Genomic DNA, 13832 nt, shown 5'->3' with positions numbered 1-13832 from the left:
ATAAATAAGGATCGTTGATGCGTTTGCATAGTTTGGAAAGCCGGGTAGTTACCTTGTTTATCGGCTTACTGTTGATACTGCAACTGTCAGGTTTTATAGCCATTGACAGTGCGATCGACAGAAATGCCCGTACGGCAGCAGAAGAGGATCTCCGCATCAATGAGAAAATCTTTGTTCGCTTGCTGGATCAGAATGCACAAAAACTGATACAAGGTTCTATCGTACTGGCAAAAGACTATGCATTCCGCGAGGCGATCGGTACGCACGACACAGAAACCATCGTATCAACGCTGTCCAATCATGGCAAACGTATTGGTGCCGATCTGACAATGCTGGTCGGACTTGACAGGCAAATCAGCGCCTCCACCAGCACCGTCCTGACCAACAGTCTGCAAGAATCCGTGGCAAACCTGATCCGCATGGCAGAACGCAGTGGCAGCGCGGCTACTACCGCGATTGTGGATGGCAAGCCGTATCAAATGGTCGTCGTTCCTGTAGAAGCGCCAGTCACCATCAGTTGGGTTGTGATGGCCATTCCGATTGGCAAAAACATCGTCAACGATATGCGGGACCTGTCGATGATGCAAATTTCATTGCTGACCTCTGGCACAGATCAGAAATGGACCAGCAATGTCTCGACACTAAGCGACGATCAGGCACTGAAACTTGCTCAGTTGATGCCAGCCGAAGCGAAGAATAAACTGAAGTCCATCCCCAATCTGGAAATCGATGACGATCTGTACAACGCGCGCATCTTGCCTATTGCCAAAAGCGATCAGATCACAACAATTGCTATATTACAGTTATCCGTCAGCCAGGCTGTCGCACCATACAAAAAACTACAGCGTAATCTGTTGATTCTGACCGTCATCGGTACGATTATCGCCAGCATCATCAGCGCGATCACGGCCAGACGCATTACTGGTCCGGTACGCCAACTTGCTGAAACTGCACGCCGGCTCGGCGCGGGAGACTATTCGGCACCGATCACGATCAATCAGAAAGATGAAATCGGTGATCTGGCACGGGCATTTTCCACCATGCGTGAAGGTATCTCGCAAAGAGAAAAAGAAATCAGTCGCCTTGCTTACTGGGATACGCTGACGAACCTGCCCAATCGCGCACTGTTTACCGACATGCTGGAACAGGCGATCACTACCGCAAAACTCCGGCACACTGGCTGCTTCATCCTGATGATGGATCTGGATCGATTCAAACATGTCAACGATGTTATGGGGCATCGCTTTGGTGACGTACTACTGAAACAGGTTGCTGCGCGTCTGACGGCAGAGCTTGGAGCCGGAGCAACAAAACCGGCCAGGTTGGGCGGCGATGAATTCGCCATATTGCTGCCCAGCGCCACCAGAGAAGATGCGCAAGACCTGGCGACCCGGATTCTGCTGGCACTCGAAAAACCTATTTCGATTGAAGATCAGACAGTCGATCTTGGCGCCGGTATCGGGATTGCCGGTTTTCCTGAACACGCGGCAGATGCGGTTTCATTGCTGAGCCGGGCAGAAGTAGCCATGTATGCGGCAAAGCAGAGTAATAACGGTGCCGTAACCTATTCGCCTGCGATTGATAAAACCAGCCAGCAAAGCCTGTCATTGCTGAGCGAATTACGGGCAGCGCTGGAACAACAGGCCTTTCGCCTGTATGTGCAGCCTAAAGTGGCGCTCGACACTGGCAAAGTCGTCGCGGTGGAAGCCCTGGTACGCTGGGTACATCCGGAACGCGGCTTTATCTTTCCGGATCAGTTTATTCCGTTTGCGGAGCAAACAGGGTTTATCCGTCAGTTAACACATTGGGTCATGAACGAAGCCGCCAGAACCTGCCGCGAATGGGATGCCAATGACATGCATATGAAAATCTCGGTCAATATTTCGACCCGGGATTTACTAGATCAGGAATTGCCAACAAAATTCGCCCAGATTCTGGAAGAACATCAGGTGGCACCAGCATCGTTCTGTCTGGAGATTACAGAGAGCGCCATCATGGACGACCCCGTCCGCGCTCATCAGACGCTTGATAAATTACATGCGATGGGTATGGATTTATCGATTGATGATTTTGGTACCGGCTACTCCTCACTGGCGTACCTGAAACGTCTGCCAGTCGATGAGCTGAAGATCGATAAATCGTTCGTGCTGAAAATGGAAAAAGATATCGACGATACCAAGATCGTCAAATCTACCATTGATCTCGGGCATAACATGGGATTGCGCGTGGTTGCCGAGGGCGTTGAAAATGCCGAAGTAATGGCGTTACTGAAAGACCTTGGTTGTGACCAGGCACAAGGTTATTTCATCAGCAAACCCATGCCCGCTGCGAATATGGCGCAGTGGCTCAGTGACTGGAAAACGCATCACTCAGAAATCATCACTGGCTAAGATTGAATTGATATAGGGCGCTATGCGCTATATGCCTAGAGCGCTCTGTATCAGGCCAGACGTATCGACTGGCTCCCCTTTTTGTCCCGTTTGCGGCTGTACATTCTGCTATCTGCAATTTTAATCAGGCGCACATAATCATCACCATCCTCTGGGAAATTAGCCCAGCCGATAGAAGCACCGACATCGACCACCACGTCCTCAAACACAATAGGTTCTTCCACCAGTGACGATATTTTTTCGGCCATATGATTGATATCAATCGAATTTCTTGTGCCCTTTAACAGCAAAACAAATTCGTCACCGCCATACCGTGCCACCTCATCAGTATCGCGTATCGCCGCACGAAGACGTGCCGCAATAATGACCAACGCTTTATCGCCAGCGTCATGCCCGTAGTTATCATTAATAAATTTAAAACGGTCGAGATCAACAAACAGCAAGGTAAATCCTTCAGATGAAGCCGGATTTTCCCGCGCCTGCTTTTGCAGAGCGTTAATTTGCGAAAATAAAGATTCGCGGTTCGCAACCTGCGTTAATTTATCAAAGCGTAGTTTGTTTTCCATCTCCGTAAAAGTCTGTGCCAGTATGCCGATTTCATCCTTGCGATGAATATCGAGTTTCGGCATGGTTTCTCCATTACCGAATTTTTTCGCAGCAGAAGTCAGCTTGCGTATATCTCGTATTACACGCTCAACAATCGTCAGTGCTATCACCAGTGCAAAGATAATGCAGGCACTGGCAATCACCATACTCTGCACCAATCCCTGATTAATGGCGCTCATAAAATCAGAACGCGGCACCACTACCACCGTCTGCCATCTGAGTCCCTGTTTGTTACCCAGAGGTGATACGGCCACGTCCACCGTTCCGTTACCGATATCAAAAGAATATGTTTCTGCTCCGCTAGCATGGGTCTGATTGATTTTTTTAAACGTCTCGCTGATCAACATTGTCTTCATGTCTATGGCGCGCATACGTTCCGGTAAATCGTTGACCGTACGTTCGGGGAGCTCCTTACCAGACGTGGCAACAATATAACCGTCTGCATCCACAATGTAAGCGACACTGTTTTTGCTGATATCAAGCTTACTCAAAAAGCCCGACAATTCCTTAAGCGTCAAATCCGTGGCAACTACACCGACAAATTCATGATTTTTTTCAAAAACAGCTTTTGCCAATGTGATCGTCGGATAATGAAACGAAAAGTTATTATAAATTTTTGACCAAACAGGTTGTTCCGACGACATCGCAGCCTGATACCACGGGCGTTTTCGCGGATCAAGTTCATCAGAGCGGATCAGCTCGTGACGGTCACCGATTGTTTTGACGCTATAGACTTGGCGCTTTGCCGCACCCGGCTCACGCCACAGCAATTGCACGTCATCACGGGAGACGCGATAAACACCGACAAAACGGCCATCCTTACCACCAAAGTAGACATAATTATTCACATCCATGAACAAGCCGCTCGCCGCCCAGAACTTGCTCTCCAACAGATGCATATCTGGCGAGAAATCCTGCGTTTGCGGGATATGCTGAGAGCTTGGTGCGACAGATTCCAGTGCTGTGATCGCACCATCCAGATGTTTTTCAGTCAACAAATTGATCCGCGTTGCCATATCGATCAAAATCCGCTGGGTCAGCGTATGCACGGCATCTGACCCGGCTTTCATCGAAACCCACCCTATAGCCGCAGAAACAACGATCACCAGAACCGTAATCGGAATCACCAGTTCCCGACGCAATGATGATCTGTTCAATCCGTTCATATAACGGATCAATCGAACAAGCGACCATAGGCCGCTGTTATCTGAGGTAAACGCAGACAATGGCTACGTCTGTTAACTTTATACATCACCACGTGTTTAGTACCTGCCGTTATATTGAGGGAAACTGATTTGATGAACAAAAATACAAGCGTTACCTATTCATCTCGTTTTATGAACCAATCATCGGGCATATGTTGATGGTTCGTGAGGCATCCAGCTCATTCATCCAGATTACTGGATGAATCCACCACAAGAATACTATCGAGTATGGTACTTTCTGTGGAGAAAAACTACTATTGACACAGTAAATATCAACTCTGGCAACAGTCAAATGTGTGTTTGGCAACATAATTGATATCAGTCTCCGGTAAACTAAGTGGCAAAGAAAAGTATCCTCTAACAGGATTTGCAACTATGCTCAACACTGGTCAGATGATGTAGCCAACGTTTTCATTACGGATATCGAATGAGATTCTTTACCTTCACAGCACTTTTATTTGGCGTCGCACTCATCCATCTACCATCCATAGCAGTGGCAGACGGCTTTCCGCTTCCAGACAAAGGCAAACTGACTGCAACGGGTGGCGTAATACAACTCGAGGGCGCGGGTGGTGGTGGCCTGACTCCTTGGGCGTTGATCACCGGTTACGGCAGTGAAGACAGCTACGGTATCAACGCACATATCACCCAGGTTGGCACTCAGGACTACCGCCTTAAAACCTATGGTGTGGCATTGGGAATCGCTGACAAACTCGAGCTATCCATCGCCAAACAAGAATTTTCTGGTAGTCAGGCTCCTCTGGACAAACTGGAACTAACGCAGGATATCGTTGGTATTAAACTGAAATTATCCGGAGACATCATCGCCGATCAGGACAACTGGCAACCCCAGATCGCAGTCGGTGCCATGATTAAGCGCAATCATGCGGTGCAGGGACTCGATGCACTGGGCGTCACCAGCGTCAGGCAGTTGGGAGCCAAAGATGAAAATGGCGTCGATTATTATATTTCTGCCACCAAGCTCTTTATGGAGCAAAGCTTGCTGGTGAATGGCACCTTACGTCTGACCAAGGCAAACCAGATGGGCTTGCTTGGATTCGGCGGCAACAAAAAAAATCGTTATCAGCTAATGCCTGAAGTCTCTGTCGGTTATCTGATCAACCGTAAGCTGGTGGCCGGACTGGAATACCGGATGAAACCGAATAATCTTGGTATTGACAATGAAAAAGCGTATTACGATGCATTTCTTGCCTGGTTTCCGAGCAAAGACCTGTCACTGACGCTGGCATATGCGACTCTCGGCGACATCACTGTCCTCAATCCTAAAACGCAGCGTGGCTGGTATTTATCTCTGCAAATCGGGAATTAAGGAAAAGCCATGTACACACATAAAAACCATGTCATCACACACATCGTCAAACCAGTAATATCAGGCTTGATTGCAGTCAGTTTTCTGTTGCCGCTGACCGGTATGGCACAAACACACACCAACGATGCTCTGTATCAGGCGTTGGGGAAAGAGGCCGGTATCAGCCGGATTGTGGATGATTTACTGACACTCTCCCTCAAAGATGATCGTATCAAAGACACCTTTAAAGATACGGATATGCGCAGACTGGCGCTGCTGCTGAAAGAACAATTTTGTGTACTCAGTCATGGGCCATGCACCTATACCGGTGACGAAATGAAGATTGTCCATGAAAATCTGGGTATCCGTAGCGCCCAGTTCAATGCGCTGGCAGAAGACCTGCAAATCGTGATGGAGAATCTGCATATTCCGTCTCATATACAAAATCAGCTCATTGCCAAATTAGCGCCGATGAAAAAAGATATCGTTTTTCCTAAAAAGGCAGACCCTGCCCCCTGATCGCAGGCTATTTTTGCTCTTTTGATATTTACCTTGATGAAGCCGGTGATTGTCCGGCCTTTTTCCTATCCAATTGTTTTTCATTTTTTTTATGTTTTCTATTACTGAAAAATTTTGCTAAAAAAATGAATCCGGTCTTCGGAGTCCTGCGTATAGATTATTGGCCGACAAGCTTCGCGATGTCGATTTATTGATCAATAAGCAAGGATGCAACATGCAAACAAAGAGACACCTGGCACAAGCTGCCATCGCGGGATTCTGCTCCCTCAGCTCCGTTCTGGCACATGCCCAGATGGCGCAACCCGACATGGGCAAACTAACTGCGACCGGAGGCGTAAGTCAGATTGAAGGTGCGGGTGGAGGTGGCATCACGCCGTGGGCATTGATCACAGGCTATGGCAGCCGCGACAGCTATGGCGCCAACGCACATTACACACAAGTCAGCACTCAGGACTACACACTAAAAACCTACGGCGTTGCTATCGGCATTGCTGATCGGGTTGAATTGTCGCTGGCGAATCAGGAATTTTCTGGCAGCCTGGCACCATTAAACAGCTTAAAAATTAAACAGGATATTCTGGGGATCAAAGTCAAAGTCGCGGGTGATGCCGTCGTTGATCAGGACAGTTGGATGCCGCAGATCGCGGTCGGTGCGATGATCAAACGCAATAATGGCATTGGTGGCCTGGGCGCTTTGGGCGTCACGAATGTCAAGCAACTGGGCGCAAAAGACGACCGTGGCGTCGATTACTATGCTTCTGCGACCAAAATTTATCTGGACCAAAGCCTGTTACTGAATGCCACTCTGCGTCTGAGCAAAGCCAATCAAATGGGCATACTCGGTTTTGGTGGCGACAAAAAAGATAAATACGAACCTCTCCTCGAAGGCTCGGCAGCCTATCTGATCAACCGCAAACTGGCAGTCGGTGCGGAATACCGGATGAAGCCACGGAATCTGGGTGTTGATAACGAAAAAGACTATTACGATGCCTTCGTTGCCTGGTTCCCAAGTAAAAACGTGTCTGTCACCGCAGCCTATGCAACGCTTGGTGACATCACCATCTTCAATCCTAAAAATCAACGCGGCTGGTATTTGTCAGTACAGGCTGGATTCTGATTCCGCCCCGTTTGCTACAGCTCATTTTATTTAAGACAAGATAAGAAAGACACATCATGAAAACAACATTTGCGGCACTACTGGCACCATGCGTACTAGTCAGCTCTTTATTTGCCGGGCTGAGTGCAGCAGCACAGGCACAAACCATGAATGACGCGGTATATCAGGGATTGGGCGCCAAGTCTGGCATCAGTAAAATCGTGGCAGATTTTTTACCCATTATTCTGGCAGATCAGCGCATCAATGCTGCATTTAAAGACACTGACATGGAACGACTGGGAGCCATGCTGGCAGAGCAATTTTGTGAACTCAGCGGCGGTCCCTGCAAATACAGCGGCAAAGAGATGAAAGAAGCACATCAGGATATGAAGGTCACGAATGCACAATTTTTTGCGTTAGCAGAAGATTTACAAATCGCGATGGAAAAAAATAATATCCCCTCGTCAGTACAAAATAAACTCGTCGCTAAACTGGCGCCGATGCAGCGTCCTATCGTGACTAAGTAATGTAACAGTGCAAGTCAATCAGGCAACACTCCAGCGCTGCCGGCAAACACCATGTAGCGCTGAGGGCCTGATCCAATGTCACTCCTCTCTGGAACAGAAACCATGATGCAATCCCTTTTTTCAGTTTCTTCCCCGCTACGCAGCGTGCTGGCAGGCGTCTTATTGACAGGCAGTGTGCAAGCATACGCTGCGTCTGTCAGCGTAAATACAGTCGACAAAAATGCGGCAGCAATGGCTGACGTGATCGTCTATGCAACACCGATCGGCGTTGCGATTCCGCCCGCAGGCAAAATGGATACAGCGGTCATTGCACAAAACGACATGCAATTCACACCGTATGTGACCGCAATACGTGTCGGTTCCCAAGTCAAGTTTCCGAACTATGACAAGATGGAACACCATGTCAAATCCTTTTCCAGCGCCAAGGAATTTGAAATCAAAACATATGATCGCGGAGTCACGCCACCACCTGTTTTGTTTGATAAGCCGGGTATTGTAGTGGTGTATTGTCTGTTGCATAACTGGATGCGTGCATATGTACTGGCAGTGGATACTCCCTATTTTGCAAAAACCGATGCCAGCGGTCATCTGACTCTGGATCATCTGCCTGATGGCAATTACAAGATTGAAGCATGGCACCCCAATATGGGCAGCATCAAACCACCATTGACGCAAACCGTGGCAGTCAACGCGCAGACTGGAACATTGAAATTCCAGTTTGATTTCATTCCGACCGTCAGAAAAGCAAAACCTGCCAGTGCAAGTACTGCATACTAGGCATAAAGACAGACCTTGGCACATGGATGAATCGGCGCGGGAATGGCTGTGGGCTACTTATTTCATCATCGACGAGTGAATGCAGGAACATTGTTCGTATTGCATGGTCAGACTTTTTTTATCAAAAGGATATCGATATGAAACGAATCTTGCTCGCTGTCGCCATCATGACAGGATGTCATCAGTTAGCGCTGGCAGATACTGCACTCGACACCATCATTGCTGGCAGCCACAGAAGCGCTGCAAATCAACAACGGGATATTTACCGTCATCCTGCGCAAACGCTGGAATTTTTTGGTCTTCGTCCTGATATGCATGTGGTCGAATTGTCTCCCGGTGGCGGTTGGTATACTGAAATTCTGGCCCCTTATCTGCGCGATCAGGGAAAGCTGACTGCTGCTGCCAACGACCCAGCCTCCGGTAGTGAGTATGCGCGACGCTCCATCACCAATTTCAAGAAAAAACTCGATGCCGCACCTGCCCTGTATGACAAAGTGGGATTAGGGATTTTTGAGCCACCCGCCAAAATCGACTATGCCGCCAATCACAGCGTTGATCTGGTGCTGACGTTCCGTAATATTCATAACTGGATCAGTTTTGGTGATGACACCGTCAAATTCATCTTCCAACAAGCCTACAACAGTCTGAAACCAGGTGGCGTATTTGGCGTGGTTGAACATCGCCTGCCAGAATCGCGATCACAAGATGCGAAAGCCAGCAGTGGCTATGTGCATGAAAGTTATGTCATCAATATGGCGACCAGTGTTGGTTTTACTTTGGCTGCCAAATCCGACATGAACGCCAATCCAAAAGACACCGCTGATCACGATAATGGCGTCTGGGCATTACCACCGACCTTTGCCAATAAAGAACAAGGCAAGGCAAACTATGAAGCTATTGGTGAGAGTGATCGTATGACACTCAAATTCATTAAGCGTTGAGCGTCAATCGATTAAAGGACACGGTCCTGTAGCGAAGGCAGAACCATTCCGAACATATCAACACAGGAGAATGAGCATGTTGTCACGCCTATATTTGCAAGTTGCATTATGCTCATTCTGCCTGCCGCTGATGGCGGCAGAACGGTACCAGATTGACCCTGAACATACTTTCAGCAGTTTTGAATACCAGCATTGGGGCTTATCGACACAACGTGGTCGGTTCGATAAGAATACGGGCAGTATCGAATTGGATCTTGCATCAAAAACCGGTGCAGTCACACTGGAAATCGATACCGACTCCGTGAGCACTGGCTCTGATCTGTTCAACAAGGCACTACGTTCGGAGAGTTTTTTTGATGCAGGCAGTCATCCGAAAATATTTTTCAGTTCGGACCAGTTTATTTTCACGGAAGATAAACTCTCGCAAATAAAAGGGAACTTGCGCATCAGAGATATTACACGTCGTGTAACTATCGACATCACACAATTCAACTGTCGTTTTATGGTCTTGTACCTGAAGCAGGCATGCGGCGCAAATGGGTATACCAAAATCTTGCGCAGCGATTACAAAATTGGGCGTTATGTGCCGTTCGTCAGTGATGAAGTGACCTTGTTTTTCAGTGTGGAAGCGATCAAAGAATAACACTGGTACAAGGCCACTGAAACGGACTCAAACGAACAGAAATCCGGGCAAAACTATACTCAGTAAGCACCCATATAATCTTTTTTGCCAATCTCTACACCGTTATGACGCAGGATGGCATACGTAGTTGTCACGTGAAAGAAGAATTGCGGCAAACCATAATTCAGCAAATAAGCCTGACCGGAAAGCTTTTTCTCTTTCGGCGTTCCCGGACGTAAAACCACTTCACGTGTTTCGCTGTCTGTAAATTGGGCAACATTCAGGCTACTGATGAATGACTTGGTATTGGCAATACGGGTTTGTAATTCAGCAAATGTTTGCTCATTATCTTCAAACGCAGGCAATTCAGCCTCCGCCAGACGTCCAGCAATGCCTTTGGCAAAATCAGCTGCTATCTGCACCTGACGTGTCAGCGGGAACATATCCGGAAATAAACGGGACTGCAATAATACTTCCGGTGCAATATTTTTAGCTACGGCATGTGCCTCAGCCTTGCTCAGTACATCGCTGAGGCTATCAAGCATTTGTGTGAGTACCGGGACAGAAGCGGCATACATAGAAATAGACATGGAAGTTCTCCGTAATAAGTAATACATTGGCAAGCAGGCTGGCACAACAACATGAGCCAGATCATGCGTCCATGCGCCAACGATAAGACGCTTAGGATGCATAAGGAGCATGATTATAGGACGGTTACATTGTTTGCGTATGACGCTGCCAAAGTCACACAAAGGATGTCAACACGAAAGGTCAACAATGTCCGAATAGTCCACCTACAATCTCCGCAACTTCATTTTTTCTCCATATTCTTCGCTTATGCTCGTTTGCACCTGATGACATTAATCAACAAAGGAATCGTGATGAAACTACCTCACTCCAGCCGCGTACAAACACTGGTACTGCTCGCCACATTGCTGGCTCCCATGATCACGTGGGCGCAGGCGCCAGCAAAAAATCCCCCGGAAACACATGAAGGAAAAGGGCAAAGCCAAGGCCCACGGCGCGAACCACCGCCACAAGCTTACGAAAAATGTAAAGGTAAAAAAGATGGTGACAAGGTACAGATCAATACACCAAGGGAAGGAAACATCGGCGCTGTCTGTGTGAATTCCCCCAAAGGGCTGTTTGCCCGCCCTGATAGGCCACCACATGAACGTCCAGATGGAGGCGAGGCATCTCCCCCCAGGAAATAAGTCGAGTCAATCGACCAATCATAAAAAAAGCCAGTCATTCGACTGGCTTTTGTCACTTCGTCCTATACCGTGATGTTTAACGGCTCAGAAGTGATCAAAGTCATCAGAAGCGATAGCCAACGCCCACGCCGATCAAGACTGGATCAACTTTGACTGCGCTGACTTTGGCACCGCCAATAGTTACATCGCTACGAATTTGTACTTTTTTGATATCCAGATTCAAAGACCAGTTTTTATCCAGTTTGAAATCAACGCCAGCTTGCAGAGCGAAACCAAAGCTGTTGTTATCCAGACCGCCAGCACCTTTTAACAGGTTCACATCAGAAATACGTGTGTAGTTCACGCCAGCGCCGAGGTATGGGCTGACTTGTGCATCTGGCGCAAAATGATATTGCGCTGTCAATGTCGGAGGCAAATGCTTGAATGTACCGATGTTTGTGCCATCCAAAGTTACGTCATGCTTTTGTGGGTAAGTCAGAATCAACTCTGCAGACCAGTTAGGTGTGACATAGTAAGTGAAGTCAACTTCAGCGATCGTTTTGGAACTGACATTGATACGGTCTGCTGCGCCAACGCCACCAACTGGGTCAGAGCCGTTTGCAGGGCTGATGTTCACTGCGCGTGCACGTACCTGCCATGGGCTTTGTTGAGCCATTGCCTGTGTTGCTGTCAAACCAATAGCAGCTAAAGAGAGAGCGAGGATGATCTTTTTCATTTTGTTTTCCTTGGTTGTCAAAGTTGATGAACCTAGTGTAGTTCTGCCATCGATGATTCAATTTGAGCTACATCAAGTTTGGTGCGAAGCACAAAATGATGTGAAATTTGGCAAAATATGCGTGTCGCAGCCTGCATGAGGTATCCTTGCGGGCATTGTCATCACCATTTACCACATTCAACAATGGCCAATTACGTCTATACCATGAACCGCGTCGGCAAAATCGTGCCGCCAAAACGCCAGATTCTGAAAGATATCTCCCTGTCCTTTTTCCCTGGCGCAAAAATCGGCGTACTGGGTCTGAACGGTTCAGGCAAATCGACTTTATTGAAGATCATGGCCGGAATCGATAAGGATATTCAGGGCGAAGCTGTGCCGATGCCAAACCTGAACATCGGCTACCTGCCGCAGGAGCCACAGCTCGATCCAGAGCAAACCGTACGTGAAGCTGTCGAATCTGCACTCGGAGAAGTATTTGAAGCCAAGGCAAAACTGGAACTGGTCTACGCGGCCTATGCAGAAGAAAATGCTGATTTTGATGCCTTAGCAGAAGAACAGGCGCGTCTGGAAGCGATCATCTCGGCTTCTGCAGGCGACAATGTTGAACTGCAGCTGGAAATGGCCGCTGACGCGTTGCGCCTGCCTCCCTGGGATGCCAAAATCAGCGTTTTATCCGGTGGTGAAAAACGCCGCGTCGCTTTATGTCGCTTACTGTTGTCAAAACCCGACATGTTGCTGCTCGACGAGCCAACCAACCATCTGGATGCAGAATCTGTTGACTGGCTGGAGCAATTCCTGTTGCGCTTCCCCGGCACCGTTGTTGCGATCACGCATGATCGTTACTTCCTTGATAACGCCGCTGAATGGATACTGGAACTGGATCGCGGCGCCGGTATTCCATGGAAAGGCAATTATTCCTCCTGGTTGGATCAGAAACAAGCCCGCCTGAAACAGGAAGAAGCGACCGAATCTGCTCGTCAGAAATCGCTGCAAAAAGAATTGGAATGGTCTCGTCAGAATCCCAAGGCGCGTCAGGCCAAGAGTAAGGCGCGTCTGGCCCGTTTCAATGAAATGAGCGAACACGAATACCAGAAGCGCAACGAAACCCAGGAGATATTTATCCCTGTCGCTGAGCGTCTGGGGAATGAAGTTATCGAATTCAAGAATGTCTCGAAAGCCTTTGGCGACCGTCTGCTGATCGATAACCTGAACTTTAAGATTCCACCTGGCGCGATCGTCGGTATCATCGGCCCGAACGGCGCTGGTAAATCGACGTTGTTTAAAATGATCAAAGGTCTGGAACAGCCGGACAGCGGCGACGTGGTACTTGGCCAGACCGCCAAAATCTCGCTGGTGGATCAGTCGCGCGAAGATCTCGGCAATACCAAAACCGTGTTTGAAGATGTCGCCAATGGTGCCGATATTCTGACGGTTGGTCGTTTTGAAATGCCATCACGCGCGTATCTGGGTCGCTTCAACTTTAAAGGTGGCGATCAGCAAAAGATTGTCGGCAATCTGTCCGGTGGTGAGCGCGGCCGTCTGCATCTGGCTAAAACGCTGCTGCAAGGCGGTAATGTGCTGCTGCTGGATGAACCATCCAATGATCTGGACGTGGAAACCCTGCGCGCGTTGGAAGACGCCTTGCTGGAATTCGCTGGTAGTGTGATGGTGATTTCGCATGATCGCTGGTTCCTCGACCGTATCGCGACGCACATTCTGGCGTTTGAAGGTAATTCCCAAGTGACCTTCTTCGACGGTAACTATCAGGAATATGAAGCCGACAAGAAAAAACGTCTGGGTGAAGAAGGTGCCAAGCCTAAGCGTATTCGTTACAAACCACTGACAGTCTGAGTGATCGTCTTATCAGCTGCCACTGTCCATCCGATATGCGCTATATCAGGATGGAGCGTG

Annotated in this window: 13 protein-coding genes; 10 read left to right on the top strand and 3 right to left on the bottom strand. The window is 48.4% G+C overall.

The annotated features are described in order from the left end of the window. The first annotated feature begins 17 nt into the window (after positions 1 to 17). Positions 18 to 2390, top strand: a complete 2373-nt coding sequence (locus ACO0LB_RS03855; RefSeq protein ID WP_423046639.1) for an EAL domain-containing protein — start codon at positions 18 to 20, stop codon at positions 2388 to 2390. A 50-nt stretch (positions 2391 to 2440) separates the two neighbouring features. On the opposite strand, the gene ACO0LB_RS03850 is transcribed toward ACO0LB_RS03855, so the two are convergent. Beyond that, complete coding sequence (locus ACO0LB_RS03850) at positions 2441 to 4162, bottom strand: diguanylate cyclase (protein ID WP_423046637.1); 1722 nt, start codon at positions 4160 to 4162, stop codon at positions 2441 to 2443. A 466-nt stretch (positions 4163 to 4628) separates the two neighbouring features. Between ACO0LB_RS03850 and ACO0LB_RS03845 the strand changes: the two genes are divergently transcribed. From ACO0LB_RS03845 to ACO0LB_RS03815, 7 genes are all read left to right on the top strand, one after another. Then, positions 4629 to 5531, top strand: a complete 903-nt coding sequence (locus ACO0LB_RS03845) for a DUF3034 family protein (RefSeq protein WP_423046635.1) — start codon at positions 4629 to 4631, stop codon at positions 5529 to 5531. A gap of 9 nt (positions 5532 to 5540) precedes the next feature. Further along, on the top strand, positions 5541 to 6029 hold the full coding sequence (locus ACO0LB_RS03840; protein ID WP_423046633.1) for a group I truncated hemoglobin: 489 nt from the start codon (positions 5541 to 5543) through the stop codon (positions 6027 to 6029). Between the two features lie 292 nt (positions 6030 to 6321). Further along, positions 6322 to 7146 carry a DUF3034 family protein gene (locus ACO0LB_RS03835; protein WP_423046722.1) on the top strand — a complete coding sequence of 275 codons (825 nt, stop codon included), beginning with the start codon at positions 6322 to 6324 and terminating at the stop codon, positions 7144 to 7146. 56 nt (positions 7147 to 7202) lie between these two features. Continuing rightward, on the top strand, positions 7203 to 7652 hold the full coding sequence (locus ACO0LB_RS03830) for a group I truncated hemoglobin (RefSeq protein ID WP_423046631.1): 450 nt from the start codon (positions 7203 to 7205) through the stop codon (positions 7650 to 7652). 102 nt (positions 7653 to 7754) lie between these two features. Then, entirely contained in the window at positions 7755 to 8429 is a 675-nt protein-coding gene (locus ACO0LB_RS03825; protein WP_423046630.1) for a methylamine utilization protein, read from the top strand. Between the two features lie 137 nt (positions 8430 to 8566). Continuing rightward, positions 8567 to 9370 carry a class I SAM-dependent methyltransferase gene (locus ACO0LB_RS03820; RefSeq protein ID WP_423046628.1) on the top strand — a complete coding sequence of 268 codons (804 nt, stop codon included), beginning with the start codon at positions 8567 to 8569 and terminating at the stop codon, positions 9368 to 9370. A gap of 76 nt (positions 9371 to 9446) precedes the next feature. Further along, positions 9447 to 10013: a YceI family protein gene (locus ACO0LB_RS03815; protein WP_423046626.1), complete on the top strand. Its 567-nt coding sequence runs from the start codon at positions 9447 to 9449 to the stop codon at positions 10011 to 10013. Positions 10014 to 10072: 59 nt separating this feature from the next. On the opposite strand, the gene ACO0LB_RS03810 is transcribed toward ACO0LB_RS03815, so the two are convergent. Beyond that, complete coding sequence (locus ACO0LB_RS03810; protein WP_423046624.1) at positions 10073 to 10582, bottom strand: DUF1993 domain-containing protein; 510 nt, start codon at positions 10580 to 10582, stop codon at positions 10073 to 10075. Positions 10583 to 10873: 291 nt separating this feature from the next. On the opposite strand from ACO0LB_RS03810, the gene ACO0LB_RS03805 reads away from it, so the two are divergent. Further along, positions 10874 to 11206 carry a hypothetical protein gene (locus ACO0LB_RS03805; protein WP_423046622.1) on the top strand — a complete coding sequence of 111 codons (333 nt, stop codon included), beginning with the start codon at positions 10874 to 10876 and terminating at the stop codon, positions 11204 to 11206. A 103-nt stretch (positions 11207 to 11309) separates the two neighbouring features. Here ACO0LB_RS03805 and ACO0LB_RS03800 read toward each other — a convergent pair whose 3' ends face one another. After that, entirely contained in the window at positions 11310 to 11921 is a 612-nt protein-coding gene (locus tag ACO0LB_RS03800; RefSeq protein ID WP_423046620.1) for an OmpW/AlkL family protein, read from the bottom strand. Positions 11922 to 12104: 183 nt separating this feature from the next. Here ACO0LB_RS03800 and ettA point away from each other — a divergent pair, with 183 nt between their 5' ends. Next, a complete protein-coding gene (gene ettA / locus ACO0LB_RS03795) occupies positions 12105 to 13772 on the top strand; it encodes an energy-dependent translational throttle protein EttA (protein ID WP_423046618.1) in 1668 nt (555 codons plus the stop codon). Positions 13773 to 13832 lie beyond the last annotated feature (60 nt).

The organism is Undibacterium sp. SXout7W, from assembly GCF_049339385.1.
Taxonomy (GTDB): Bacteria; Pseudomonadota; Gammaproteobacteria; order Burkholderiales; family Burkholderiaceae_D; genus Undibacterium.
This window is presented reverse-complemented; position numbering and strand designations above follow the sequence as displayed.

Excerpts from the sequence above, each read along its gene's own strand:
- ACO0LB_RS03855 (WP_423046639.1), top strand. The coding sequence starts at position 18 with ATGCGTTTGCATAGTTTGGAAAGCCGGGTAGTTACCTTGTTTATCGGC.
- ACO0LB_RS03850 (WP_423046637.1), bottom strand. The coding sequence starts at position 4,162 with ATGAACGGATTGAACAGATCATCATTGCGTCGGGAACTGGTGATTCCG.
- ACO0LB_RS03845 (WP_423046635.1), top strand. The coding sequence starts at position 4,629 with ATGAGATTCTTTACCTTCACAGCACTTTTATTTGGCGTCGCACTCATC.
- ACO0LB_RS03840 (WP_423046633.1), top strand. The coding sequence starts at position 5,541 with ATGTACACACATAAAAACCATGTCATCACACACATCGTCAAACCAGTA.
- ACO0LB_RS03835 (WP_423046722.1), top strand. The coding sequence starts at position 6,322 with ATGGCGCAACCCGACATGGGCAAACTAACTGCGACCGGAGGCGTAAGT.
- ACO0LB_RS03830 (WP_423046631.1), top strand. The coding sequence starts at position 7,203 with ATGAAAACAACATTTGCGGCACTACTGGCACCATGCGTACTAGTCAGC.
- ACO0LB_RS03825 (WP_423046630.1), top strand. The coding sequence starts at position 7,755 with ATGATGCAATCCCTTTTTTCAGTTTCTTCCCCGCTACGCAGCGTGCTG.
- ACO0LB_RS03820 (WP_423046628.1), top strand. The coding sequence starts at position 8,567 with ATGAAACGAATCTTGCTCGCTGTCGCCATCATGACAGGATGTCATCAG.
- ACO0LB_RS03815 (WP_423046626.1), top strand. The coding sequence starts at position 9,447 with ATGTTGTCACGCCTATATTTGCAAGTTGCATTATGCTCATTCTGCCTG.
- ACO0LB_RS03810 (WP_423046624.1), bottom strand. The coding sequence starts at position 10,582 with ATGTCTATTTCTATGTATGCCGCTTCTGTCCCGGTACTCACACAAATG.
- ACO0LB_RS03805 (WP_423046622.1), top strand. The coding sequence starts at position 10,874 with ATGAAACTACCTCACTCCAGCCGCGTACAAACACTGGTACTGCTCGCC.
- ACO0LB_RS03800 (WP_423046620.1), bottom strand. The coding sequence starts at position 11,921 with ATGAAAAAGATCATCCTCGCTCTCTCTTTAGCTGCTATTGGTTTGACA.
- ettA (WP_423046618.1), top strand. The coding sequence starts at position 12,105 with ATGGCCAATTACGTCTATACCATGAACCGCGTCGGCAAAATCGTGCCG.